Origin of the sequence: Acidovorax sp. SUPP3334, assembly GCF_030159055.1 — a bacterium.
In the GTDB taxonomy this organism is placed as follows: Bacteria; Pseudomonadota; Gammaproteobacteria; order Burkholderiales; family Burkholderiaceae_C; genus Paracidovorax.
In genome coordinates, this window is record NZ_BQXQ01000053.1 from 1 (window position 1) to 25,299 (window position 25,299).

General features: G+C 65.0%; 21 protein-coding genes and 5 pseudogenes. 13 read left to right on the plus strand and 13 right to left on the minus strand.

Annotated elements, in window-relative coordinates; all coding sequences use genetic code 11:
• Positions 1-377: 377 nt before the first annotated feature.
• Both AVHM3334_RS21215 and AVHM3334_RS21220 read left to right on the plus strand, forming a co-directional pair.
• Positions 378-635 (plus strand): annotated as a pseudogene (locus AVHM3334_RS21215) ((2Fe-2S)-binding protein); the annotation flags it as partial.
• A gap of 1 nt (position 636) precedes the next feature.
• Positions 637-934, plus strand: a pseudogene (locus AVHM3334_RS21220) (hypothetical protein); the annotation flags it as partial.
• A gap of 156 nt (positions 935-1,090) precedes the next feature.
• Here AVHM3334_RS21220 and AVHM3334_RS21225 read toward each other — a convergent pair.
• Both AVHM3334_RS21225 and AVHM3334_RS21230 read right to left on the minus strand, forming a co-directional pair.
• The gene (locus AVHM3334_RS21225) at positions 1,091-1,330 is read right to left on the minus strand and encodes a response regulator (RefSeq protein ID WP_284415478.1); all 240 of its coding nucleotides are present in this window, start codon (positions 1,328-1,330) and stop codon (positions 1,091-1,093) included.
• A 64-nt stretch (positions 1,331-1,394) separates the two neighbouring features.
• The gene (locus AVHM3334_RS21230) at positions 1,395-1,622 is read right to left on the minus strand and encodes an ATP-binding protein (RefSeq protein ID WP_284415479.1); all 228 of its coding nucleotides are present in this window, start codon (positions 1,620-1,622) and stop codon (positions 1,395-1,397) included.
• A gap of 164 nt (positions 1,623-1,786) precedes the next feature.
• Here AVHM3334_RS21230 and AVHM3334_RS21235 point away from each other — a divergent pair, with 164 nt between their 5' ends.
• Both AVHM3334_RS21235 and AVHM3334_RS21240 read left to right on the plus strand, forming a co-directional pair.
• Positions 1,787-1,939, plus strand: a complete 153-nt coding sequence (locus AVHM3334_RS21235; RefSeq protein WP_284415480.1) for a hypothetical protein — start codon at positions 1,787-1,789, stop codon at positions 1,937-1,939.
• 32 nt (positions 1,940-1,971) lie between these two features.
• A complete protein-coding gene (locus tag AVHM3334_RS21240; protein ID WP_284415481.1) occupies positions 1,972-2,682 on the plus strand; it encodes a restriction endonuclease in 711 nt (236 codons plus the stop codon).
• A 38-nt stretch (positions 2,683-2,720) separates the two neighbouring features.
• On the opposite strand, the gene AVHM3334_RS21245 is transcribed toward AVHM3334_RS21240, so the two are convergent.
• The 4 genes from AVHM3334_RS21245 to AVHM3334_RS21260 all read right to left on the minus strand — a co-directional run bounded on the left by AVHM3334_RS21245 (position 2,721) and on the right by AVHM3334_RS21260 (position 8,755).
• Positions 2,721-4,532, minus strand: coding sequence for a RecQ family ATP-dependent DNA helicase (locus AVHM3334_RS21245; RefSeq protein WP_284415482.1), 1,812 nt, complete (start codon positions 4,530-4,532; stop codon positions 2,721-2,723).
• A 123-nt stretch (positions 4,533-4,655) separates the two neighbouring features.
• Complete coding sequence (locus tag AVHM3334_RS21250) at positions 4,656-6,722, minus strand: TonB-dependent siderophore receptor (RefSeq protein ID WP_284415483.1); 2,067 nt, start codon at positions 6,720-6,722, stop codon at positions 4,656-4,658.
• Positions 6,723-7,373: 651 nt separating this feature from the next.
• Positions 7,374-8,237, minus strand: a complete 864-nt coding sequence (locus AVHM3334_RS21255; protein ID WP_284415484.1) for a GGDEF domain-containing protein — start codon at positions 8,235-8,237, stop codon at positions 7,374-7,376.
• Positions 8,198-8,755, minus strand: coding sequence for a cache domain-containing protein (locus AVHM3334_RS21260; protein WP_284415485.1), 558 nt, complete (start codon positions 8,753-8,755; stop codon positions 8,198-8,200). Before AVHM3334_RS21260 ends, AVHM3334_RS21255 begins: the two co-directional genes overlap by 40 nt.
• Positions 8,756-8,762: 7 nt before the next feature.
• Here AVHM3334_RS21260 and AVHM3334_RS21265 point away from each other — a divergent pair, with 7 nt between their 5' ends.
• From AVHM3334_RS21265 to AVHM3334_RS21290, 6 genes are all read left to right on the plus strand, one after another.
• Positions 8,763-8,972, plus strand: a complete 210-nt coding sequence (locus AVHM3334_RS21265; RefSeq protein WP_284415486.1) for a hypothetical protein — start codon at positions 8,763-8,765, stop codon at positions 8,970-8,972.
• Between the two features lie 177 nt (positions 8,973-9,149).
• Positions 9,150-9,977, plus strand: coding sequence for a plasmid replication/partition related protein (locus tag AVHM3334_RS21270; RefSeq protein ID WP_284415487.1), 828 nt, complete (start codon positions 9,150-9,152; stop codon positions 9,975-9,977).
• A gap of 131 nt (positions 9,978-10,108) precedes the next feature.
• Positions 10,109-13,597, plus strand: coding sequence for a response regulator (locus AVHM3334_RS21275; RefSeq protein ID WP_284415488.1), 3,489 nt, complete (start codon positions 10,109-10,111; stop codon positions 13,595-13,597).
• Positions 13,582-14,445: a CheR family methyltransferase gene (locus AVHM3334_RS21280; RefSeq protein ID WP_502869963.1), complete on the plus strand. Its 864-nt coding sequence runs from the start codon at positions 13,582-13,584 to the stop codon at positions 14,443-14,445. Before AVHM3334_RS21275 ends, AVHM3334_RS21280 begins: the two co-directional genes overlap by 16 nt.
• The gene (locus tag AVHM3334_RS21285) at positions 14,442-15,041 is read left to right on the plus strand and encodes a chemotaxis protein CheB (RefSeq protein ID WP_284415490.1); all 600 of its coding nucleotides are present in this window, start codon (positions 14,442-14,444) and stop codon (positions 15,039-15,041) included. The genes AVHM3334_RS21280 and AVHM3334_RS21285 overlap by 4 nt, the downstream gene beginning before the upstream one ends.
• Positions 15,038-16,192, plus strand: a complete 1,155-nt coding sequence (locus AVHM3334_RS21290) for a hybrid sensor histidine kinase/response regulator (RefSeq protein WP_284415491.1) — start codon at positions 15,038-15,040, stop codon at positions 16,190-16,192. Before AVHM3334_RS21285 ends, AVHM3334_RS21290 begins: the two co-directional genes overlap by 4 nt.
• 151 nt (positions 16,193-16,343) lie before the next feature.
• Here the strand turns inward: AVHM3334_RS21290 and AVHM3334_RS21295 are convergent, their stop codons facing one another.
• Positions 16,344-16,721: a response regulator transcription factor gene (locus AVHM3334_RS21295; protein WP_502869964.1), complete on the minus strand. Its 378-nt coding sequence runs from the start codon at positions 16,719-16,721 to the stop codon at positions 16,344-16,346.
• A gap of 98 nt (positions 16,722-16,819) precedes the next feature.
• A pseudogene (locus AVHM3334_RS21300) lies at positions 16,820-18,953 on the minus strand (catalase).
• 264 nt (positions 18,954-19,217) lie between these two features.
• Between AVHM3334_RS21300 and AVHM3334_RS21305 the strand changes: the two are divergent.
• Positions 19,218-20,150 carry a transglutaminase-like domain-containing protein gene (locus AVHM3334_RS21305; protein ID WP_284415492.1) on the plus strand — a complete coding sequence of 311 codons (933 nt, stop codon included), beginning with the start codon at positions 19,218-19,220 and terminating at the stop codon, positions 20,148-20,150.
• Between the two features lie 175 nt (positions 20,151-20,325).
• On the opposite strand, the gene AVHM3334_RS21310 is transcribed toward AVHM3334_RS21305, so the two are convergent.
• On the minus strand, positions 20,326-20,508 hold the full coding sequence (locus tag AVHM3334_RS21310) for a hypothetical protein (protein ID WP_284415493.1): 183 nt from the start codon (positions 20,506-20,508) through the stop codon (positions 20,326-20,328).
• Between the two features lie 316 nt (positions 20,509-20,824).
• Between AVHM3334_RS21310 and AVHM3334_RS21315 the strand changes: the two genes are divergently transcribed.
• Positions 20,825-21,679: a hypothetical protein gene (locus tag AVHM3334_RS21315; protein ID WP_284415494.1), complete on the plus strand. Its 855-nt coding sequence runs from the start codon at positions 20,825-20,827 to the stop codon at positions 21,677-21,679.
• A gap of 26 nt (positions 21,680-21,705) precedes the next feature.
• Here the strand turns inward: AVHM3334_RS21315 and alkB are convergent.
• The 3 genes and pseudogenes from alkB to ada form a co-directional block, all read right to left on the minus strand.
• Positions 21,706-22,356, minus strand: a pseudogene (gene alkB / locus AVHM3334_RS21320) (DNA oxidative demethylase AlkB); the annotation flags it as partial.
• Between the two features lie 48 nt (positions 22,357-22,404).
• A complete protein-coding gene (locus AVHM3334_RS21325; protein ID WP_284415495.1) occupies positions 22,405-23,136 on the minus strand; it encodes a 2OG-Fe(II) oxygenase in 732 nt (243 codons plus the stop codon).
• Entirely contained in the window at positions 23,133-24,260 is a 1,128-nt protein-coding gene (ada, locus tag AVHM3334_RS21330; protein WP_284415496.1) for a bifunctional DNA-binding transcriptional regulator/O6-methylguanine-DNA methyltransferase Ada, read from the minus strand. Before ada ends, AVHM3334_RS21325 begins: the two co-directional genes overlap by 4 nt.
• 201 nt (positions 24,261-24,461) lie before the next feature.
• On the opposite strand from ada, the gene AVHM3334_RS21335 reads away from it, so the two are divergent.
• Positions 24,462-25,157: a DsbA family oxidoreductase gene (locus AVHM3334_RS21335; RefSeq protein ID WP_284415497.1), complete on the plus strand. Its 696-nt coding sequence runs from the start codon at positions 24,462-24,464 to the stop codon at positions 25,155-25,157.
• A gap of 19 nt (positions 25,158-25,176) precedes the next feature.
• Here AVHM3334_RS21335 and AVHM3334_RS21340 read toward each other — a convergent pair.
• Positions 25,177-25,299, minus strand: a pseudogene (locus AVHM3334_RS21340) (IS630 family transposase); the annotation flags it as partial.

Genomic DNA, 25,299 nt, shown 5'->3' on the forward strand with positions numbered 1-25,299 from the left:
GCAGCGGCTTTGCACTTGTAGGCCCAGCCCCTGTGCATGCCCAAGGAAGCCGCCACCGCTGCTGGCGACTCTCCTTCGCGCATGCGCTGTACGGCCAGCATGCGCATTTCTTCCAACACATTGTGGGTCAGGGTGCGTCCGTCTCGTTTCATGCCGTCAATGAAAGCACCGATCGCCGCTCTGCGCAAGAGAGTGTCCCCTAAGTTACTGACTTATGAGTAAATGCCTTGTGAATGTGGAGCGTGCGGGCTGCAGAGTAAAGTCGCAGGCTTGGGGTGCTGCCCATCGGGTCGGCCAAGAGTGCGCGCAATTCCTACAACCTGCCGTTGGTCATCCTCGCAAACTGGGCTGCCGCTACAGGTCGAGAAGGAAGCCCGATGAACTCAAGCCACCTCCCGTCTGCTGGGTGCCGCGAGCCCCTTGCCGCTGATGCCTGCACCTCTGTCCATTGTGTGCATTTGCGCGTGAACGGGCAGCCGTATGACGTTGAAACTCCCAGCTGGGTCACGCTGCTCGACCTGCTGCGTGAGCGCCTTCACCTCACGGGCACCAAAAAAGGCTGCGATCACGGGCAATGCGGCGCGTGTACGGTATTGGCCGACGGACAGCGCATCAATGCCTGTCTCACGCTCGCCGGAATACCACGTCGCGACCAATGCCGACATTCCTCCCATCGATGTGATCTTTGTCGATGAAGACGACCTCATCGTTAGCCGAATGGGCGCCAAGGGGGGTGGGCGAGATCGGTATCGTGGGCGTGGCGGTTGCGCTGTGCAACTCGATTTTTCATGCCACTGGTCACATGGTACGCTCTACACCGATGACGCCGGACAAGGTAATGCGGCCTGCGCAGGAAGATTCATCGCTGGCCTTCGATGGCGAGCCAGCCTTGACGGGCGGAGGACTTGGTCAAGCCATTCGGGCTTCGTCGTGACTTGGGTTATCCAAGACGTGGGTAAAGGACTTTGCCGATCCGTCAGCAGCGCTTGGAGTGGATCAAGCAAAGCATCCATCTCTACCCGCTTGGAAAAATGGTCGTCAAAACCCGCTGCCAGCGCTGCCTGCCGTTCCGATTCGCTGCCATAGCCCGTCAAAGCCACCAGAGCGGCAGCGGGCGGGTTCGAGATTGTGATAGCACTTGGCGTGCAAGTTCATAGCCGCTGATTTCTGGCAAATCGATATCGAAAATCGCTGCATCGAAGAAAGATGCGGTCGTCAGGTGAGTCAAGGCTTTCTGGGCACTGTAGGCCCCCATGATGTGGTGGCTCTCCATGCCCAGCCATTCCGCCAACAGGGCGGCGGCATCCTGGTTGTCGTCCACCAAAAGCATGCGTGCGAGACTTGACTTGGCGACTTATGATTTCCCGCTCTCGGGTGAATGTGGTCGCATTACGTCAGGCGATCAGTTGCAGTGCCAGCGGGTTTCGAAGCTCATGGCCGAGCATGGCAAGAAATTCGTCTTTTGCCCGATTGGCGGACTCCGCTTGCCACTGGGCATTGCGTGCTTCCGACAGCAGCAAGGCATTGTCCAAAGCCAGTGCCGCACGCTGCGTCAGCTCGCCGATCAGCGCGACCTCTTCGGCCTGGAAGGCCCATCCTGGTTGGGTTCTCACCTCGACCATCGTGCCCAGGGTCCGGCCCGTGCCATCAGCGGCGCAATACAGGCTGCTTCCGCCCTGGCGCAAAGCACCAGAGCGTGCAAATCACACTCCACGCTTTTCGCATCGCCTGTTTTTCGGCGTGATGGATCCCATCGCGGCAAGCAAAGGCGCGGCGGAGCTTTTGGATGGCCGATCCAACGGCATCACCGGTGGCGCAGCAGGGTCAAAAACGCAGCCGCATGTTATTCCCGCCGCAGGAATTTGCGCGTCCCTCAATGCGCCAAATTTTTGTCGAGTTTGTTGATATTTCCCTCATTTGTTGCAAAATGTTCGACTAATCCGTTCAGCGGAATTCAGGAGGGGAAAAGGAATGGCAAGCCGTCAAAAACAAAGTGCTGCAGCGGGTTGGGTCGAGCAGATCGCAAAATGTCCATGGTGGGTCGGAATTGCCTTGGCTGCGGCAGCCTACTGGGTGTTCCACTCCGTGACCTCGCAGCCCACACCATCGGTCCGTATGGCGCAAGAAAATGCACCTTTGGTGGTCTCCAACGTGTGGCGAGGGCTGGCCTATGGCGCGCAATTCGTGGTGCCATTGGTTTTTACGTTGGGAGCTTTGCTGTCTGCTCTGACGCGGCGGGAGCGCAGCAAGCTTTTGCACGAGTGCGGCATGGCCCGTTCGAGCGCACAGGCTTTGCAAGGCATGCCATGGTCGGATTTCCAGCAACTGGTGGCCGAGGGGTTCCAGCGGCGAGGTTACTCGTTGCAGGAGCGAGCAGGTGAAGGACCAGACGGCGAAGTGGATCTGGTTTTAACGAAGGACGGTGCGAAATCTTTTGTCCAATGCAAGCATTGGAAGACCCTTCAAGTGGGCGCACCGGTGGTGCAAGAGTTGCACAGCGTCATGGCCGCACAGGGGGCTTCGGCGGGATTCGTGGTGACCTCCGGACACTTCACCCAGGAAGCAACCGCCTTCGCCAGTGGCCGCAATATTCGGCTCATCGATGGCGCCACGCTGTTGCAACTCATCCGTGAAAGGGTGGGTGCCGGTGATCGCAGCCCCTCCGCCACGGGCGCCGGTTGAGGCCGGTGCACGCCAGCCCCTACAGCGGCTGACAGGTCTCAAGTGAGGCGGCGCAATGCACGGCTGCCTCGGGGAACGAACCGTTGAACGAACTCCGGTTGAAAGCAGCGCTGGCTGCCGTCCGCGAAGTCCACAGTCACGGAAATGGCATCGACTGCAGCCACCGTGCCCTGCCCATAGCGCTTCACGCGCACGCTGACCCCCAATTCCAGAGCGTTGTTTTTGCGTGGGGTCGGCTGTACTGGCAATACCTCTTGCAAAGGTGAATATTTCGAAAATCGATCACCGTCGCCGCTGCCCAGTGCGCGCACCGTCTCTGCAGCGCGCTCTGTCAAGGCAAGCTCTGCCAGTTTGGCCATGCGGACGCAGTTGTCGCATGTGGAGCATCGCTGCGGAGAGTCCGAAGGCTCGAAATATTCGAGCAGCACCTGCCAACGGCAACGGCCCGTCTGCGCGTAAAAGACCATGCGTTCCAGCGCTTGCTGGTCTTGCTCGCGTTTGGCTGTGTAAGCCTGCATGAGCGCGCGTACCACCGCCGGTTCAAGCTCAGCCTTGCGCAAAGAGAGTGCGCCGGTTTTCGTCTTGGCAACGATCTTGTGGCGCTGCAGTAAGCCCAGTCCCACCTGGAGCTTGCTGCGTGGGCGATCGAGGCGTGTCTGCAGGCTGTCGAGCGTCCAGGCATTTTGGTCCTGCGGCGCCGGATCGTGCAGTGCCTGGTAAAGCGCATCGAGGTCATCCGCGCTGGGATACCGGCCCGCCAGAAAGAACTGCTGCACCGCCTTGTCCTTGCGCATGAAAAGCAAGGTGCAATCCGCAGCTTCGCCGTCTCTGCCGGCTCGTCCTGACTCCTGGTAATACGCGTCCAGCCCGCCGGGCATCTGGTAGTGCACGACGAAGCGCACATCCTGCTTGTCGATGCCCAGGCCAAACGCATTGGTCGCCACCATCACGCGGACGTCACCGCGCATGAAAGCGTCTTGGGCCTCGCTGCGCTCCTGCGCAGGCATGCGGCCATGGTAGAGGCCCGCCGACACACTGGCTGCGCACAACGCCGCATGGACTTCCTGGGCGGCTTTCACGGTGGCGGCGTACACCAGCCCCGAGCCTTCTGCCGCCTGGACGATATCGATGAGGCGGCTGCGCTTTTCCGATTCGGTGGCGAGTGCCTCTGCCCGATAGCGAAGATTGGGTCGGTAGGTGCCCGTGTCCACCACACCGGCTGCAGGAATGCCCAACTGCCGGCGAATGTCCGCAGCCACGGGCCCTGCGGCCGTGGCCGTCAAGGCCAATACAGTCGGCCGGCCCAGTCGGGCAGCAGCACCCGCGATTTCCAGAAATGCGGGTCGAAAGTCATGTCCCCATTGCGAGATGCAATGTGCTTCATCCACCGCAAGCAGGCCGACCTTGCCGCTGTTGGCCAACAGGGCCAGAAAGTCCGAATCCGCCAGCCGCTCCGGCGTGGTCAAAACGATGCGCGCGCTGCCATCAGCAATCGCCTGTTCGGCCTCCCTCGTTTCCTGCGGCGTCAGCCCGCTGTGCAACTGCACCACAGGTACGCCACGCTCACGCAACGACTCACATTGGTCGCGCATTAGCGCGATCAAGGGGGACACCACCACGGTCCGGCCCTCGATCAACAGGGCGGGCAATTGGTAACAGAGCGACTTGCCTGCACCGGTAGGCATCACCGCCAGTGTGTTCTCTGCCTGCAACACGCGTTCGATCACTTCGCGCTGCCCTGCGCGCAGTTCTCGCAGTCCAAACGTGTTTTTCAGCACGTACCGGATGCGGGAGACAGATGGCGTGCGGGGTGGTGTCGGCTTGCCGGGGCGGTTCAAAGAGTCGGGCATAGGATGGGTCATTGGAGGGGCATGAGGCTCCATGCTCGCCACCCGCCCGGGCGTGCAGCGTCGGACGTTGCTCACGCCCGATGTCATCCGCTGCCCCTGCGCTGCCGGCCCGTGCGAGCCGGCTCAGAATCGTGCCTGAAGCCCTACCGTCACCATGCGCGCCGTGCCTGGGGCGACCCAGAGCCGGCTGTACGAATTGCTGTAGTACGTGGTGTCGAAGACGTTGTCCACATCCACCGTCAGGCGCACCGCAGGGGTGAGCCGCCAGTACGCCATCAGTTTGGCAGTGCGGTAGCTCGGCAGATCGAATGCGGCAGATCCGGCATTGGCCTCGGCCTGCGTGCGCGCTTGGCCCAGACGGCGGCCCACGTGGGTCACCCCGCCGCCGATGCCGTATCGCTGCCCGTTGTCGAAAGCGTTTTCATACACCGCCAGCACGCTGCCATTGACCTTGGGCACGTTCAGCAGGCGGCACCCGACCTCCAGCGTGTTGTCACGGGTGATTTCCACATCGTTCAGGACCAGGCTGGCGTTGACCCGCCAGCGAGCCGTCACCTGGCCCGCAAGATCCAGTTCCAGGCCCCGGCTTCGCACCTCTCCGGCAGCGACGGAGTAGCCAGAGTTGAGCGGGTCGGACGTGAGCACATTGCGTTTACGGATGTCGAACAAGGCAGCGGTCGCGCCCATGCGCTGATCGGCGCTTTCCCACTTTGCACCGATTTCCAGCGAGCGACCGGTTTCCGGGTCGAACGCCTGCGATGCGCTGTCGGAACCGACGTTGGGCCTGAACGAACGCCCCGCATTCGCATAGATCGTCCACTGTGCTGACGGCAGCCAGCTCAAGCCGATGCGCGGCGACGTGGCCGATGGATCCTGATGGACCGTGGAGCCATTGCGCCGGTTTTCCAGCGATTGCTTGTATTGGTCCACACGCACGCCACCGACCAGCCGCCATTGCGGCGAAAGCTTGATGGCATCCTGAAAGTAGAACGCGGTGTTGCGCTGGCGCTCCAGCGTGTCCGTGTTGGGCAGCGGCGCAGGCTGCGCCTGGCCATAACTGGGCGCCTGAATGTCGATGGCATAGGGCGCCGCGACGGTGGGGTTGGCGCGCAGCATCAGGGTATCCATGTGGAACTTGAAGCTCTCCATGCCGAACAACAGTTCGTGCGCGATGCCGCCTGTTTCCACCGTTCCTTGCACCTCTGCCTGCAAGGCGATGTCGTCCGAAGCAAAGTCCCGAAAACGACGCTGGCGTGAGAGCAGGCCGTTGGGCTGCAGCGCACTGGCCTCGGTGGAGAAACCCTGCACCGAGGTTTCGCGATACGACAGGCCCAGACGGCTGCGCCACTGCGGCATCCATTCGTGCGACAGAATGAGCTGATGGGTCTGGTTCTCCAGCGTGATATCGCCGTCGCCGGGCTCGCCCAGAAAGCGGCTGCGTGGGATGGTGCCCAGCTGATTGTTCACGGCCACCACGCCCCGGTCCAGCGGCGTCGCATGGCGCAGAAATTCGCCCGCATATTCCAGCACCGTATCGCGTCCAAGTTTCCAGGTGAAAGCAGGAGCGACCACGCGACGTTCCGAGCTCACATGGTCGCGAAAGCTGTTCCTGTCCTCCGCCGCAACATTCAGCCGATAAGCGAAGTTTTCGCCGATGGGGCCGGTGCTGTCGAACGCACCGCGCTTGAGTCCCTGGCTGCCGACCGAGCCCTCGACCGAGTTGGCGGCCTTCCACAGCGGACGCTTGCTCACGATGTTCAGGGTGCCCCCGGGCTCGCTGCTGCCGTAGAGCGCCGCGGCCGGGCCTTTGAGGAATTCGATGCGCTCCACACCGGCCAGGTCGCGCGGGGCATTGAATCCTCGGTTGGAAGAAAAGCCGTTCATCAACGTGGCCATCCCGGTGTTTTCATTGCCGGGCAGACCGCGGATGGCAATGTTGTCCCACAGTCCGCCGAAATTGTTCTGGCGTGAAACGCCGCCCACGTAGTCGAGCACATCGTCGAGCCGCGTGGCCCCCAGATCATCGATGGCCTGGCGGGTGACTACGCGAACCGACTGTGGCAGCTCCCGAAGCGGCAGGTCCGTTTTCGCACCAGCGGCCTCTTCTGCGTGATAAGCGCCGGATTCGGTGCGGCCCACGATCTCGACGGTGGACAGCTGGGGGGCATTGTCTGCGGTGGGTTGAGCCATGGCGGTTCCGCATGACAAGGCCGCGACGGCGAAAGTGAAAGGAAAAGGAAGGGGCGCGCGCGCTCCCCTGCAGGGATTGAATGGCATGAAAAGTCTCAGAAAAGATGGCTTCGGCCAACAAAGCGTCGTGGCCGGATGGACGCGTACAGGACCGCCTGTGGCGACATGGCGCCGCACGCGGAAGAAAAATGGGGTCAAAGGCCTCGCTGGATGGCAGCGCGTTTCAGGCGAGTCGAGCGGGAGGATCGCGCGATGCAAAAGGCCAGCGATCCGGTGCAGGCACGAAAGCAAAGGCGGGCCCTGGCTGGGTGCAACGAACGCCAGCGCTTCCTGCGGCCAAAACGGCCCGGATGCCGCCAGGCAGCGCCGATGGCTGCGCAAACGCCATGCATGCTTCGCAGGGGCCGTGCTCTTGCGCGTGGATCGGCTTGCTGGCCGGCGGTGCGTCATCCTGCGCCGCGCTGGTGGCCCCCCATCTTGGCCACCGAGGGCTACCGCCCGAAGATGATCCGCCTCGTGCAGGGGCAACCCGATGCACGCGTGGACGAACACGGCGATCAGGACCAGACGGAGGAGGGCGCGGCAACGGTTCATGGCAAGGGCGCCGAATCATAGCGGTGCCCGCCCCCGGTTACACCGGGCCGTGAAGTCTCAAGTGTTTTCGGCCGCCAGAACCACTTGGTTGCGCCCTTGTTGCTTGGCCTGGTACAGCGCCCGGTCCGCACGCTGAACGATGTCGGTTTCCCGGGCATCCCCGAGGCTGCTGAAGCCCATTCCCAGGCTGACGGTGATCTGGCCAACGGCAGGGAAAGGGCTCTGACTCACGGCCACGCGGATCTTCTCGGCAACCACGCGGCCTTCCTGCCGGTCCTGGGGCTCCGGCAACAGCACCACAAATTCTTCGCCACCGTAACGGGCCACGAAATCGGTGATGCGGACGTTGCCGGAGATCACCTGTGCCAGTTGCTGCAGCACCGCATCACCCGCTTGGTGACCGTGCTGGTCGTTCACATTCTTGAAATGGTCGGCATCGATGAGCAGCAAGGCGAAGGTGCGCCCCGTGCGGTGAAAGAGCTGCACGTATTCGAGCAATTTCTCGTCGAACCTGCGGCGGTTGTAGAGGCCGGTGAGGGCATCGTGGATGGCCAGGTTCTCCAGCTCCTGGTTGGCTCGGTGCAGGGCCTGCGTACGCTCCGCCACGAGTTGTTCCAGCGAGGTATTCAGTTGAGACAGCTCGCGTTCGCGCTCCAGCAGCGAGGCCGTCATCGACTGGAAGGAGTGGTTCAGCTGCTTGATTTCCGACGCGTGCTCGTCGCCCGGGTACACCGGCGTGCCGGCACGGTCTTCGATCATGCGGGCAGCGAGCGCCAGTTGTTCGATCGGCCGGCTGATGCGCGCTGCCAGCCGATAGGCGACAAGGGCGCAGCCCAGGGCTGTGAGCAGGCCGAGAAGAATCAGTTGCCGGCGCAGCGCCGTCACCGGCGCCAGTGCCTTGTCCAGCGGCTGGCGCACCACGATGTGCGCCAGCCCAGGTCGGTATGGGCCACGGGAGGCACTTCCACCACGCTGGTGAGGTATTGGGTGCCATCGATCCATTGCAGGCGCGCCGACTCGGCCTGGGGCGTGGCGCCGTCGGGAAGGTGCAACTGCCCCGCATGCCGGAAGGGGTACAGGATGCGTCCCGCCTTGTCCGCGATCAGCACCTCGGTGCCATGCTGCCCGACCCGGTTCACCACGATGGATTCAACGGTTTCGGTCACCCAGGACCAATGGGCGTGCGCGCCCAGCACGCCCCGCAACTGGCCCTGGTCGTCAAGAATCGGGGCGGCGAAATCGATGAACCGCAACAGCTGGTCCGGGTTCAGGTTGGGCAGTTGCTTGGCCAGCAGCACGGCTTCGTGCACATCCCCCACGAACAACCCGGACCGCGCGAACTGGAACCATGGCCGGTGCTCCACCTGGGCGCCCACCAGAACGCCGTCGGTGGCTTGCGTCACCCGGCCGCCCGCTTCGGTAACGCCGATCCAAGGCATATTCGTTGTGCGCGGCCTTGCGCAGGTCCAGCGCCTGCCGGATCTCCGGGTCAGAGAGATTGCCGCGGGTGAGCAGGGTCAACTGGCGCAGCAGATCGATCTCCTGCGCCCGCTCGCGCAGATTGGTCGCCAGCAGATCGGCGGCCGAGCGGGCGCTGGTGTGCAGCAGTTCGCCACCGAACCGGGCCAGCTCTCCCGTTGCGATGTGGCCCACTAAACACCCACGCCGAGCAGGCTGGCCAGTGACAGCCCGCCAAACAGCAGGGTGAGCTGTCCCCTGAAGCTGTGGCGCGATGGCGCTGGCTTATCGGAGGTTTCCATACGCCTTTCGTTTTCCCCCGCATCGGGATGGGCTCTCTACAATGCCGCCCCTTTGGTCCTGGAATCCCCGCCCATGCATATCGTCGTCAACGAAGAACTCAAGGCCTATATCGATCCGCTGAGCCCCGATGAGCACGCGGCGCTGGAGCGCAGCCTTCTGGCGGAAGGCTGCCGCGACGCGCTGGTGCTGTGGGGTGACGTGCTGGTCGATGGCCATAACCGGTACGGTATCTGCCAAAAGCATGGGTTGCCGTTCCAGACGGTCCAAAATCAAAATTTCCGCTCCATGGAAGACGTGCACCTGTGGATGATCGATCAGCACTTGGGCCGGCGTAGCGTATCGGACTTTCAACGCGGCGTGCTCGCTTTGCGCAAGCGCGAGATTCTGGCCGATCGCAATGCCCGCGCCAGCAGCCCTGAATCGATGAAGGCGACCCATGGCGATGGCATCCAGAATGAGGCGCCCGCCCATGAGGAGTCTTCCGCAGACGCATCCACGCCGGGGCCGGACATCGAACCGCAGCCGCTGTCCAATCGGGAGGCGATTGCCAAGGCTGCACGGCTGAGCAGCAGCCAGGTGGTGATGATCGAGAAGATCCGCAAGCAGGCCGCACCGGAGGTGGTGGCGGCCGTGAAGTCGGGCACGCTGTCGATCAATGCCGCCGCCGCCGTGGCCACGCTTCCCCAGGAAGAACAGCGGGCCGCCGCCATCGCGGGAGGCGATGAGCTCAAGCAGGCGGCCAAGCGCGTGCGTGAAGCCAAACGCAGGCCGCGCGAAGACACCGATGCGGCCCCCGCAGAAACCCTGCAATCGTTGCGTGACCGAGTGGCGGAACTGACCGCTGAAAACGAGGAGCTGCGCCGCCAGTTGGCGCAGTGGCAGGCAAAAGCGGGCGAATAACGTCCGAAGCGAGAAGGCGGGATCTTTCTTCACGGAGCGTCTCCCGCTTTGCGGGTATCCATCCCCGGCGTGCGGACGTTACCGGAGGGCCATGGGGGCTCTATGATTTGGGCCCACTCCGTTCAGTGCCCATGACCTCTAACGCTCCTTCCTTCCAGATTCAGCGAGGTTTGCCGATTGGCTTATTCGCTGGTTTCATGTTGGCCGCGTTGGCCACCGCCATCATTGCCCTGTTCACCTACCAGTCCCAGCAGGAGCGGGCCGAGGCGGTGGCGCGCATCAATGCGGCCGTGGAGTCGCTGTCGCAAATGCAGACGGTTCTTTCGATCACGAAAGATGCTGAAACCGGCCAGCGCGGCTACCTGCTCACGGGCGAAACCCGCTATTTGCAGCCCTACACGGCGGCGCAAGCTGCACTCAAGCCCGAGATGGGCCGGTTGCGCGCGTTGCTGCAGGCGTCGCCCGATCAGTTGCAGCGGTTCGAACATCTGCAGGCCTTGGTGGCCCAGAAGATGGCGGAGCTCGACGAAACCGTCAATCTGCGTCGCCAGGGCAATGCGGAGGGTGCGGCCGATGTCGTGCGCACGGACCGCGGCCGCGCCACCATGGATGCCTTGCGCGACATCTTGCGCGAAATGCTGGCCGCCGAGCGCGCCGAGCTGGACAACCGGCGCAGCGAATGGGACAGCGCAGCCCGCTTCGGCGCCTACTTCACCTGGACCAGTTCATTGGTCCTGTTGCTGCTGATTCTGGCGTCCGCCATTCTCGCGATGAGAGATCACCGCTCCAAATCGCAGGAAGATTGGATCAAGAGCGGGCTGGTCGGCTTGGGCAACCGGCTGCAGGGAGACCACAGCCTGAGTGACCTGGGTCCGATCGTGATGAACTACCTTGCCGACTGGCTGGGCGCGCGGGTGGGTGCGGCCTACGTGGCGGAAGGCGGGGGTGTGTTCCAGCGTTTCGGCAGCTATGCGTTGGCCGATCCTCAGGTGGGTGCCCGCGTGCTGAACGGTCAGGGCCTGCTGGGGCAGGCGGCCGACTCCCGCCAGCTGATGCATGTCAAAGAGGTGCCGACGAATTACCTGCCGATCTCATCCGGCGTGGGGCACAGCACGCCGGCCGAGATCGTGCTCGTGCCCGCGGTGCACAGCGGCGCCGTACACGCCGTGATCGAGTTCGGTTTCTTCCGGACCCTGCGCGATGCCGATCTGGAGCTGTTGTCACGGGCCTCCGACTTGCTGGCCACCTCCATCCGATCCGCCATCGACCGCACCAAGCTCGAAGCGCTGCTGGAGGAAACGCAGCGGCAGGCCGAAGAATTGCAGGCGCAGCAGGAAGAACTGCGCGTGAGCAACGAAGAACTGGAGCAGCAAAGCCGGGTGCTGCAGGAGTCTCAGGCGCAGATGGAAGCGCAGCAGACCGAGCTGGAGCAAAGCAATGCCCAGCTGGAAGAGCAGACGCAGCAGCTCGAATACCAGAAGCAGCAACTGCTGCGTGCCCAGGACGCGCTGTCGCAAAAAGCCAATGACCTGGAGCAAGCCAGCCAGTACAAGAGCGAGTTCCTGGCCAACATGAGCCATGAGCTGCGCACGCCGCTGAACTCCAGCCTGATCCTGGCCAAACTGCTGGCCGACAACAAGGCTGGCAACCTGACGGGCGAGCAGGTCAAGTACGCCCAGACCATTCATGGCGCAGGCAATGATTTGCTGGCGCTCATCAACGACATTCTGGATTTGTCGAAGATCGAGGCAGGGCATGCCACGATTTCCGTCGAACCGATGGATGTCGGCCGCGCGGTGAATGCCCTGGTGGACCCGCTGCGCCCCATCGCGCACGACAAGGGTGTGGAATTGCATTGCGCCGTGGAGCCCGGCACGCCCCCGACCTTGCAGACGGACGTTCAGCGCTTCGGTCAGGTGCTGAGGAATCTTCTGTCCAACGCGATGAAGTTCACCGAGGAGGGCAAGGTAGCCCTGCGCGTCTTCGGCAACGCGGACGGCACGGTGTCTTTCGCGGTGAGCGACACGGGCATCGGCATTCCCGAACACCAGCAGGAACTGATCTTCGAGGCATTCCGGCAGGCCGATGGCAGCACCCATCGCCGCTACGGCGGCACGGGGCTGGGGCTGTCGATCTCGCGCGATCTCGCGCATCTGCTCGGCGGCAGCATCACCGTGCAGAGTACGCCCGGCCAGGGCAGCGTTTTCACCCTGGTGCTGCCGCTGGTGGCGCCGGTGCGCGCGCCGCAGGAGGCGGCACGGCCCACCGCGCAGGCCGCGCCTGCTCCTTCGGCCCCACCGCCGGTTGGCCGCCCCGCCGCTGGTCATTCGGTCCCCGAGGCCGAAGGTGCGCAGCGCCCAGCGCCCGCGCCGGCGGAGGTGCGCCGGTCACCCCATGCCGTGCCTGACGACCGAGACCAACTGGAGCCCGGCCGGCGCACCATTCTCGTGGTGGAGGATGACGTGCGCTTTGCCCGCATCCTGCTGGATCTGTCGCACGAGATGGGTTTCCAGTGCTTGGTCACCCACACGGGCGGCGAAGGCTTGGCGGCAGCGCTGGAATACATGCCGAGCGCCGTCGTGCTGGACATGAACCTGCCGGACTTCTCTGGCCTCGGGGTGCTGGACCAACTCAAGCGCAACCCCATGACGCGGCACATTCCGGTGCATGTGGTGTCCGTGGCCGACTACTCCCAGGAAGCCATGGGCCGCGGCGCCATCGGCTACGCCCTCAAACCCGTCAAGCGCGACGAACTCGTGCAGGCGCTGGAGCGCATGGAAGCCAAATTCACGCAGGCCATGCGGCGCGTGCTGGTGGTGGAAGACGACGAGCGCCAGCGCGAAAGCATGCACCACCTGCTGGCCAACGGAGATGTCGAGATCGTCGGCGCCGAGACCGCGCAACGCGCGCTGGAACTGCTTCGCACCAGCACGTTCGACTGCATGGTGATGGACCTGAACCTGCCCGACCTCAGCGGCTACGAACTGCTGGAGCAGATGGCCGGACAGGAAGATGTGGCTTTCCCGCCGGTCATCGTCTACACCGGCCGATCGCTGTCGCGTGACGAGGAGCAGCGGCTGCGCCGCTTTTCCAAGTCCATCATCATCAAAGACGCCCGCTCGCCCGAACGTCTGCTGGACGAAGTCACGTTGTTCCTGCACCAGGTCGAGTCCAAGCTGCCGGAAGACCGCCGGCAGATGCTGCAGATGGCCCGAGACCGCGAATCCACCTTCGAGGGACGGACCATCCTGGTCGTTGAAGACGATGTGCGCAATATCTTCGCGCTGTCCAGCGTGCTCGAACCCACGGGCGCCAAGGTGCAGATCGCACGCAATGGACGCGAGGCGCTGGAGGCGCTGGAGCGGGCGCAGGCCGGCGATTCAGCCGCCGTGGATCTCGTGTTGATGGACATCATGATGCCGGAGATGGATGGCTTCACGGCGATGAGCGAGATCCGCAAACGCCCCGAATGGCGCCGCCTGCCGATCATCGCGCTCACCGCCAAAGCCATGAAGGACGATCAGGAAAAGTGCCTGGCCGCCGGCGCCAACGACTACATCGCCAAGCCCCTGGATGTCGAGAAGCTCCTGTCGCTCGTCCGTGTGTGGATGCCCAAGTGAGCGATGACTCGGTAGCGCAGCAGCGCAAGAAAACCTTCGACATCGAGCAGCATTTGCTGGTCGAAGCGATTTACCGTCGTTACCACTACGACTTTCGGGGCTACGCGCAGGCTTCGCTCAAGCGCCGCCTGCAGACCGCGCTCACCCGATTCAACTGCCGCACGGTCTCGCAGCTGCAGCACCTGGTGCTGCACGACGCCGAGGTGTTTCCCGCCATGCTGGAATACCTCACGGTGCAGGTGAGCGAGATGTTCCGCGACCCGACCTATTTCCGGGCGTTGCGCGAAACGGTGGTGCCGGTACTGCGCACCTATCCGTCGCTCAAGATCTGGGTGGCCGGGTGCAGCACCGGAGAAGAGGTTTATTCGCTCGCCATCCTCCTGCGCGAGGAGGGGTTGCTGGAGCGCACGCTCATCTACGCCACCGACATCAATGCCAATGCCTTGCAGAAGGCCGAGGCGGGCATCTATGCCATCGAACGGGTGCCTTCCTTCACGGAAAACCACGCCCGCTCGGGCGGAAAGACATCGCTGTCGGAGCACTACACCGCGGCCTACGGGCGCGTGGTGCTCGACAAAAGCCTGCGCCGTCACATCGTGTTTTCCGACCACAGCCTGGCCACCGACAGCGTGTTCGCCGAGGTGCAGTTGGTGTCGTGCCGCAATGTGCTGATCTATTTCGATCGCGATCTGCAGAACCGGGCGCTGGGGCTTTTCAGCGATGCGCTGTGCCGCAAGGGGTTCCTTGGCCTGGGCTCGAAGGAATCGCTGCGGTTTTCCGCGCATGCCGGCAGTTTCGACGAGCTCGTGCCGCAGGACCGCATCTACCAGAAGAAGGCCGGAGCATGACCGCTGGAGCCCGCCTGGATCGCCTGAAGGCGGTGGTGATCGGCGGATCGGCCGGGAGCATCGAGGCGCTGTCCGTGGTGCTGCCGGCGTTGCCGGCGGACTTGCGGGCGGCGGTGTTCGTCGTGCTGCACCTGCCGCGCGAGCGGCCCAGCCTGCTGTGCGAGATTTTTCAGCCCGGCTGCGCCGTGCGCTTGCGCGAGGCCCATGACAAGGAACCGGTCGAGCCCGGCACGGTGTATTTCGCGCCGCCCGACTACCATCTGCTGATCGATCTCGGCCCGTCGCTGGCGCTGTCGGTCGATGAGCCCGTGCATTTTTCGCGCCCTTCCATCGACGTGCTGTTCGAGTCCGCTGCGGACGCGTATGGCGAGAATCTGCTGGGCATCTTGCTGTCCGGGGCCAACAGCGATGGGGCACGGGGGCTGGCGGCCGTGCAAGCCGCAGGGGGGATGACCGTGGTTCAGGACCCGGAGAGCGCCCCCATGGCGTTCATGCCCGAATCGGCGATGCGGGCCTGCACGCCGGACCATGTCCTTCCTCCGCAGCGCATCGCATCGCTGCTGACCACCTTGTTTCCCCGGAGAGCCTTGTCGTGATACCCGCCCCCAGCCCGCCGTCCCCCCTGCGCAGCACCGCGCCGGTGAAGTGCCTGATCGTCGACGACGTGGAGGAAAACCTCATCGCACTGGAAGCCCTGCTGCAGCGCGACGACGTTCAGATTCTGAAGGCGTCGTCGGGCTCCGAAGCGCTCGAACAGTTGCTGGTGCATACCGACGTCGCGCTCGCCCTGCTGGACGTGCAGATGCCCGAGATGAACGGCTTCGAGCTGGCCGAACTGATCCGCGGCAGCGAGCGCACGCGCCATGTACCGCTGATTTTCATGACTGCCGGCTCGCGCGACAGCAACTGGCAGTTCAAAGGCTACGAAACCGGCGCGGTCGATTTTCTATACAAGCCCATCGATCCGCACATGCTGGTCAACAAGGCCAACGTATTTTTCGATCTGCAAAAGCAGAAGGTCGCGCTTGCGTGCGAACTCCAGGAGCGCACCGAAGCCCTGCGTGTGAATGAAATGTTCATGGCCGTGCTGAGCCACGACTTGCGCGGGCCGCTGAGCGCCATCCTCGCCAGCGCCCTGGTGCTGCAGCGGCCGCAGGACCCGGAAAAGGTGCAGTCCATCGCAGGCAAGATGCAGTCGAGCGCGCAGCGCATGGGCCGCATGATCGAGGATCTGCTGGACGTGACGAGAGCCCGGCAGTCCGGCGGCCTGCCGGTGAAAACCGGGCCCGCCAACCTGGACGAACTGGTGCAGCGACCTGCGCATGAGCTGCAGGTCAGCCATCCTGCCAGGACGATCGAAATCGTGCAGGAAGGCAATCTGGCAGGCCAGTGGGATGCCGAGCGGCTGTGCCAGGTCGTGGCGAACCTCATGGGCAACGCCATTCACCATGGCGATCCTTCCGAGCCGGTGCAGGTGCGCCTGGACGGCACGGCGCCCGACCGGGTGGAGTTCACCGTGCGCAACGCAGGGGTGATTCCTGCTGCGCTCATTCCCCATCTGTTCGATCCGTTCCGGGGGCGCGAGCGCGAGCCGGGCCAGCATCAGGGCCTGGGACTGGGCCTGTACATCGTTCACCAGATCGTGCAGCGGCATGGCGGCCGCATCGATGTGTGTTCGCGCGATGGTCACACGGCGTTTCACGTGCAGCTGCCGCGCCGGCCGGTCGCCAAGCCCGCCGGACACTAGGCGCAGGAAACAAAAGGCTGACTTTTCGGCCATCCAGCCATCTGCCCGCTCTGCTGTGCGGGATGCGGGATGCGGGGCGCAGGTTGGGAAGGGGCGAGTGTGAATGCTCCGCCATCCCACGAAAGGGTTTGCAGGGATCAGGAAGGGAAGATCAGTTGGGGCCGCGCAACTGGTCCCGGATCGATTCCATCAAGTCTTCGAGTTCTTCCAGTTCGAAGGGCTTGAGCAGGGCGCGCACGTTGGGGCCCAGCGTATTCAGGCCATGGCTGAACTGGTAGCCCGAGCACAGCACGATCCAGCGCTGTGGGTTTTCTGCGACCAGTTGTCGGCACAGGTCGGTGCCTGACATGCCGGGCAGGCTGACGTCGGTGACGACCAGATCGTACGGACGCTCTGCGTCCATCTTCAAGGCTTCCTCCGCAGTGGCGCACAACGCCACTTCGCGGTCCTCTCCCTCCAGCAGCATGCCGATGGTCTCGCGAAGTTCCGCGTTGTCCTCTACGTATAGGATGCGCAAGGGAAGGGTCATGCTGTGGTCGGTCCGGTCGATCGGTCTGAAAAGGTCTCGGTCTGGCGATGCAGCGCCAGCAGAAGAAGGCAGCGGTTGCGAATGCATGCGGGTCTCGATCATGCCAGCGTGCGCACCGAAGGTTCGCGCACCCATTGTCGCGTGCAAGCGGCTTGGATGAAAGCACCGGTGTCGGCAGGGTCCAGCACGCCGGCATCCGGCTGAATGCCCGCGGCCTTCAGGATCGGCTGCGATCCCTTGCAGGCGGCAATGGCCTTGAGGTGCCCGAAGGCGTCGCGGAACCAATCCACGGCCGCCGCTTCTCGCGCCAGTTGGGCGCCGGCTTCGGGCGACAGTACCGATGCCACGGCATCGAAAACCGTGGAAGGGGTGCCGGCGAGTTGCCCGTCGGCCGGCAGCAGCGAGCCGTCGGCCAATACCGCGCCACCCACCTTGGGTGCGACGATCTTGACCGTGGCACCGGCTTTTTCCGCGGCCTTGCGCAGTGCGGCGATGGGAGCGGCGGCTGAACCGTCCTCCACCAGAATGCCCACACAGCGCCCTTCCAGCGTCGGCTTCATGCGGTCGATGATGCGCAGAGCCGGCGACAGCGGACGGTCCTGCACGGCGGCTGCAGCAGGGAAGGGGGCGGGCAGTTCCGCCAAGCCGAGGCCGTCTGCCACGCGGCTGGCCAGGCTTTCGTCCACGTTGCGCAACTGCGCCACCACGGCAACCCGCACGGCAGGCGTTGCTACCTTGGACAACTCGAACACCAGCGCGGACGCCATGTGTGCTTGTTCCAGCGGGCTCTGGCTGCGGAAAAACATGCGGGCCTGGCTGTAGTGGTCGGCAAAGCTTTCAGGCCGCACCCGCCCCTTGGCGCCGCTGTCGGGCGTTTCAGCGAAATGGCGCGTGCCGTAGGCCAGCGAAGCGCGGGGCGTGTCGCCCTGCAGGCTGCTGGGCTCGTAGGCCACGCGGCCCTTGGGCACCTGCATCTGCATGTGGCCATCGCGCTGCATGTTGTGGAACGGGCACTTGGGCGCGTTGATGGGAATCTGCACGAAGTTCGGGCTGCCCAGGCGCGACAGTTGCGTGTCCAGGTACGAGAACAGGCGCCCTTGCAACAGCGGGTCGTTGGAGAAGTCGATGCCCGGCGGGACGTTGGCAGGGCAGAACGCCACCTGCTCCGTTTCGGCAAAGAAGTTGTCGGGCCAGCGGTTGAGCACCATGCGACCGATCATTCGCAACGGCACCAGCTCTTCCGGAATGAGCTTGGTCGGGTCCATGTGGTCGAAGGGAAACTCCGCAGCCTCTTCTTCGGTGAAAAGCTGCACGCCCAGTTCCCACTCGGGGAAGCTGCCGGCCTGGATGGCCTCGAACAGATCGCGCCGGTGAAAGTCGTTGTCTGCGGCCTGAAGTTTGAGCGCTTCGTCCCACACCGTGGACTGGATGCCCAGCCTGGGGCGCCAGTGGAACTTGACGAACGTGCTGTGGCCTTCGGCATCCAGCAGGCGGAACGAATGCACGCCGAAGCCTTCCATGGTGCGCAGGCTGCGCGGAATGGTCCGGTCGCTCATCGCCCACATGATCATGTGCATGGCTTCAGGCATGAGCGAGATGAAGTCCCAGAACGTGTCGTGCGCACTGGCGGCCTGCGGAAAGCCGCGGTCGGGCTCCATCTTCACGGCATGCACCAGGTCGGGAAACTTCATCGCGTCCTGAATGAAGAACACCGGAATGTTGTTGCCGACCAGGTCCCAATTGCCTTCGTCGGTATAGAACTTCACCGCGAAGCCGCGCACGTCGCGCGGAGTGTCCACCGAGCCCGCGCCGCCGGCCACGGTCGAGAAGCGGCAAAACAGCGGAGTCTGCTTGCCCACTTCGGTGAGGATGCGGGCGGTCGTGTATTTCGCCAGGGATTCGGTCAGCTCGAAAAAGCCGTGAGCCGCCGTGCCTCGGGCGTGCACGATGCGCTCTGGAATGCGCTCTGGAATGCGCTCGTGGTCGAAATGCGTGATCTTTTCGCGCAGGAGGAAATCCTCCAGCAGCGTGGGCCCGCGCGGCGTGGAGCGCAGGGAGTTCTGGTTGTCCCCCACGGGAATGCCTTGCTGCGTGGTGAGCACCGGATGGAGTGCCTCCTGCCTGTTGCTGCAACTCGCCTGCATTGCCACGGAGTTCTTCGCCATCGTGGCCCTTGGAGGGTGAAGCCGCAGCCTTGGTCACGGGACGTTGAACTGCCGGTGCTTTTGCCATTGGAGCCTTTGTGGTGATTGCCGTGGGAGCGCCGATCTTTTTCCGCACACGTCAACACCGGCGTAGGACAACCACGCTTTGGCCGAGCCGCCAGGCGGTGTGTTTGGCCGCGTTCCGCCACACGGGCTGGCGCGCTTATGCGCTGTCCACTGACAACGGAGTTTTCGGCCTGACTCGATACTGCGTTGGCGTCCGCGGCAGCATTGATCGGCTCGATTCTTGCAGGCGCAGGTTCTTCCACATCTACCACCACGGCAGGCCCCCATGATCCGAATGAAACTCCAGTTGGAGTTGGAGTACGCGGTAGGCGATCCCGGCGCGGACTTCGTCTTCAACATCCACGCAGCGCAAACGCGCTGCCAGACCGTTCAGGACGAGAACCTGGTCATCAGCCAGGACATTCCCACCTATCTGCACACCGACCCCACCACAGGCACGCGCTGCCTGCGGCTGCACGCGGAACCCGGGCCACTCACCCTGTCCTATGCCGCAACGGTGGACATCGAACACCACACGGCCGACCCCTCGATCATTCCGGAAGTCGGCATCCGGTACTTGCCGGCCGATGTGGTCAGCTATATTTTTCCCAGCCGCTATTGCCAGTCGGACCGGCTGGTAACGCTCGCCACCCGCGAATTCGGCCACCTTTGGCAAGGCTACGGCCGTGTGCAGGCGATCTGCGACTGGGTGCGCAACCATGTGCTGTTTCGCTCGAACACGTCCAACTCGACCACTTCGGCCGTCGATACCTTCGTGGAGCGCGTCGGCGTGTGCCGCGATTTCGCGCACCTGATGATCGCGCTGTGCCGCGCGGTGAACATTCCCGCGCGCATCGCCACCGGCACGGACTACGGCGCCGACCCCGCGCTGGGTCCGCCCGATTTCCACGCCTACGTCGAGGCTTACCTGGGCGATCGCTGGTATTTGTTCGATCCGTCCGGCACGGCCATTCCGATGGGCATGCTGCGGCTGGCCACCGGCCGCGATGCGGCGGACGTCGCCTTTGCCACCATCTTCGGCAGCGTGCAGTCGCAGCCGCCGAAGATTCGCGCCTGGGTCGTGCAGGATCCATCCCGCGGCTTTCAGTTGCCGCAGCATTCGTCGCTGGCACTGTCCACCGACGCGCCGCAGACCTCGGGTGCGGCGCCAGCCTCTTCGGGCGGACGCGGCGAGGACCGGCCCGTCATGGCAGGCTGAGCCGCAGCCGAGGTCTGCTGCCGCGCCGCGCAGGGCGGCGGGCGTGTCTGGCCGATCACGCTGTCGATAGCGGGCCTTCGCAGGGCCTCCCACGGCATTCCTTCGGGAAGGTGCGCGATATGCCTGCGGTAGCCGCGTGGCCACGGCCGATGCGGCATAGCGGTGGAAATCCGAGTCAAAAATGGCGAATGCCGCCGTTTTTATTGGTCCGATTGCTATTGATTTGATAGTGAACGGGGCATTCTGCATTGGCCGTCGCACCCGCACGCGCGAGTGCTGACTTCGCTTCGCAAGCCGACCCGCCGCTTCGCGTCGATTCCGCTTTTCCATCGGACTTCGCGTTCGAATGCAGCTTCACGGAGCGGTGAGCAAAACCTTCCTCTGGCGCCAGGCTGTGCAGGTGCGCGCATCGGACCAGCCGTGCAGAAAGGCGTGCTCGTGCGCTGGCCAGCGGGGCCGCGCAACCTCTCTCCCACGCTGCCCACTTCGCGTTCGCACCCGCCATGCCATCCACTACCGTTTCAGCGCCGTCGCATTCCCGCCCTCCGTCACCGGGGCGTGTCGCAACCGACAAGGTCGGGTCTTCAAGCCCGCCCGCGCAGTCGTCCCGGTCGCTCGGCGGGCCAGCCGGGTCCACGGCCCCCATCCTTCCCCGATCAAGGAGCCTGCCTGCCATGTCCTCCCGCGTTGCAAGCGCGGCCGACTTGCCGCCGCGTGCTCTGGCGCCGGTGCTGCAGCAGGAGGGCGATGGAGAACGGTCGGCCGCTCCCGGCAACGGGCGTGCCGCGGTGTCTGTGCCCGCTGCCTCCACCGCGCCCACCTGGGGCGCTCTTTGGTCGCGCGGGATGCATCTGCTCCAACCCAACGTCGCTTTGCTCAGGGCTGGGGCACGGCAGCTTTCGCTGCCCGTTCTGTGGCTGGGCAGCCAGATGCAGTTGCATCCCGAGCGGGCGGCGCTGGTCGTCAACGCCTTGCAGCAGGCGTCATCGGCGACCGGCGTGCCTCAACGCCTGGAGACCGCCGCCGATCTGCTGGCCAGCGGCGCGACTGCGCTGGCGCAGCAATTGCGGGAGCGCAACGACGTCGATGCCGCCGAACGCATCGCAGAGGCGCTGGTGGATCTGGATGCCGCGCGGCTGGCCGGCGAGCTGCTGGGCGAGGCGATCTATGGCCTGCTGAAGCAGCTTCCGGACCGCTACGTCGTGGGCCTTCAGATGTTTCTGGGCATCGGCGTGGTCGCGGCCCACTGGCACCTTTCGCACCCCTCGCAGCCTTCGCAACGTTCCCAAGGGATGCCGGGCCCTTCCACGGCGTCGCCCGATGCCTCGGTGGCAACGCCCGGGGAGGCTCCCCGGCGCCGAGCGGCAACGCTGGACCGCGTAGCCCTGGCGAGTGCCGTGGTGGCGCTCAACCATGCCGGCCAGGGCGTATTGGGCGACGGCTACGCCACTGGGGTGGCGGAGTCGCTGTCCGGGCACGTTCGCGAAGCGCTCGGCCAGTGGCGGGCGCGCGCCCGGGGCGCCCGGTAGAGCGCTGCTTGAACGGGCACGGTTAACCCTGCCTTGCGAAACGTCAGATTCACCCGGAAAGCGCCCCATTCGGCATGTTCGCCCTGCGGCACCGGCAGCACGCCGTGAAAGCGCAGCCGGTCTTCGCGGCCCCACACCACCACGTCCGCATGGCGCAGCGGCACGCGCATCGCCCGGTCGCTGCGCGCCAGGCCTCCCCATTGAAAGGTGGCCGGCAACCCGAGCGATACCGAAACGATGGGCGCGTTCAGGTCGTGCTCGTCACGGTCCTGGTGCAGCGACAGCCGGGTGCCCGGTGCGTAGCGGTTGATCAGGCAGGCATCGGGCACGAAGCCCGCGAAACCGGCCTCGGCCGCGGCTTCTCCCGCCAAGGCTTTCAGTGCGGCGGGCATGGCAGGCCAGGGCTGGCCGCTTTCAGGGTCCGACGCCGAATAGCGGTAGCCGCGCGCATCGCTCACCCAGCCGAGTGCGCCGCAGTCGGTGGTGGCGACGGACATGCGCCGGCCGCCCGGCGTAACCATGTGCCGCCAAGGTGCCTGCCGTGCGATGGCTGCGATCTCGGCTGGCAGGTCGCCGGCCAAGGGCCGGGCGAAGCCGCGCAGCAGCACGGCGCCAGGACCGAGGGCGAGCCTGGACGCGCCGGGCGATTCATCGGTGTCGAACAGGTCGTCGGTCATCATCAGGTGCTGTCAGGTGCTGGAACTCGAGACAGGCGCAGCGCGGGCCTACGCGGCGTCGTGGAACACGATACCCATCGTATGCCGCTGCCCCGACCGCACGCGCGACACGCCGTGGCGCATCTGCACCCGGTACGGACCGCGCGTGCCCTGCACCGGCCGATGGTGCACGGCGAAGACCACGGCGTCGCCCTGGCGCAGCGGCACGACCTCCGGTCGCGACTGCATGCGCGGCCGTTGTTCGGTCAGCACGAACTCGCCGCCGGTGAAGTCCGCCCCGGGCTCGGAAAGCAGCACGGCCACCTGCAGCGGGAAGATCTGCTCGCCGTACAGGTCTTGGTGCAGGCAGTTGTAGTCGCCCGGGCCGTACTGCAGCAACAAAGGCGTGGGGCGTGTCTGGCCGGCTGCATGGCAGCGCTGGAGGAACGCCGCATGCTCCGGCGCAAAGCGCTCTTCGATCCCCATGATGGCCTGCCACCGGTTGGCGATGGGTGCGAGGTGTGGATAAAGCCCCGTGCGTAGCGCGGCGATCCGCTCGGGCAGCGGGTACTGAAAGTGCTGGTATTCCCCGCGCCCGAAGCCATGGCGCTCCATGACCACGCGGCTGCGAAAGTGCGAGCGCTGTGCGTACAGGGCGGCCATGGCGCGGCACTCGGTGGGGGGCAGCAGCGCGTCGATCACGGCGCAGCCCTGGTCGTCCAGCGATCGCACCACGGCCTCCCAGTCGATGTCGGGCAGGGAGGGCAGGGAAAGCAGGGTGGGTGGAGCGGAGGGTGTCATGGCGTGGCCTCCTTGTCCAGCAGGGCCCGCTTGCGCTCCACGCCCCAGCGGTAGCCGGAGAGGGCGCCATCGGTGCGCACGACGCGATGGCACGGAATGGCCACCGCCAGCGCATTGGCCGCGCAGGCCTGTGCCACGGCCCGCACGGCACGCGGTGCGCCGATGCGCTCGGCAATCTGTGCATAGCTGGCCGTGTGGCCGGGCGGAATCGCCTGCAGCGCAGTCCACACCCGCTGCTGGAAGACCGTGCCCTGCACGTCGAGCGGCAGGGACAGCGTGCTTGCCGGTGCATCGACGAAGCCGATCACCTGCGCCATCCATCGCTCGAACGCCGCATCTGCCCCCAGCAGTTCCGCGCGTGGAAAACGGTCCTGCAACTCGCGCACGAGGGCGTCGGGGTCGTCGCCCAGCAGCAGCGCGCACAGGCCCCGCTCGCTCGCGGCTGCGAGCACCGCGCCTAGGCTGCACTGCCCGACGGCGAAACGAATGCGCACCTGGGCACCCCCGCTGCGGTAGCGGCTGGGCGACATGCCGAGCAAGTGGCCGGCCTCCTCGTAAAAGCGCCCCTGGGATCCATACCCTGCGGCGTACACGGCCTCGGTCACCGTGCCGGCGCCGGCGAGGCCGTCGCGCAGCTTCGCGGCCCGGTGCGCAGCGGCATAGGCACGGGGCGTGAGCCCCGTGGCGGCCTTGAACACGCGGTGCAGATGGTGCGGGCTGAGCCCTGCGGCCTGCGCGAGTTCAGCCAGTGGCGGGGGCGGTTCGGTGGTTTCGATCAGGCGGCACAGACGCGCCACGGTCGTGGCGTGCGGGGCGAAACCGACGGGCTGGTCGGGGTGGCAGCGCCGGCAAGGCCGGAAGCCGGCGCGTTCCGCCGCCTCGGCCGTGGCATGAAAATCCACGTTTTCCGGACGGGCCGGCCGCGCGGCGCAGGAAGGGCGGCAGAACACGCCCGTGGTGCGGACCGAATAAACGAAGCACCCGTCGGCCTGCGCGTCGCGCGCTGCGACGGCCGCCCAGCGGGGATCGGCCAGCGTCGCGGCGGCGCGCTGGGCGGCCGCAGACCGTGCGTTGTGGCGGGTGCCGGGCTGGGCGCGGGAGATGGAGCCGGTCGGGGAGTTCATGGCGTCGATTCCTGGTTGAATGGTAATTTGGCAATCGCCTGACCTGCCAATCTACTCACATGGCCCTCCGTTGGCACCCCGATTCTTGCGGTCGCATTCGCGCGATCCGGTGGTGACCGCTGCGGTGCACGGTCATGCAGACCGGCCTAGCATCACGCCTTCACCCTCCGTTCTTCGCCCTCTCGCATTGGAGATGCATCCATGACCCCGACCCAGGCCACCCCCGCCGCTGTGTCCGCCACCGCCACCCCCCTCAAGATCGATTTCGTCTCCGATGTGTCCTGCCCCTGGTGCGCCATCGGACTGCATGCGCTGGAGCAGGCGCTCCAGCGGCTGGACGGCACCGTGGCCGCACAACTGCATTTCCAGCCGTTCGAACTCAATCCGCAGATGGCCCCGGAAGGCCAGGACATCGCCGAGCATCTGGCCGAAAAGTATGGCGCCACGCCCGAGCAGTCGCAGAAGAACCGCCAAGCCATTGCCGAGCGCGGGGCTGCACTGGGTTTCACCTTCGACATGGGGCAGCGCAGCCGCATCTACAACACCTTCGATGCGCACCGCCTGCTGCACTGGGCCGGCGAAGAGGGCGAAGAGGGCGCGCAGACGGCCCTGAAGCACGCGCTGTTCAAGGTGTATTTCACCGATGGGCAGAGCCCGGGCGACCACGGCGTGCTGGTGCGCGCGGCGGCCGCTGCCGGCCTGGACGCCGACCGGGCCCAGGCCGTGCTGGCCTCGGGCGAATATGCCGATGCCGTTCGCGAGCGCGAGGCCTTCTACCAGCAGCACGGCATCCATTCGGTGCCGGCGGTCATCGTGAATGACCGCCACCTCATCCAGGGCGGCCAGCCGCCCGAGGTGTTCGAGCAAGCGCTGCGCCAGATCGCCGCGGGTCAGTGACCCTGGTTTTGCTATTTACTCACAAGTCAGAAATATAGGCGACAGATGGGTGTCTGAAGAATGACCTGATGAGTGCAGGATCTTCAGCCACCGACTGCAACTGCGCATCCACACGCTCCTTGAGCTTGTCTCCCTTTCGCAA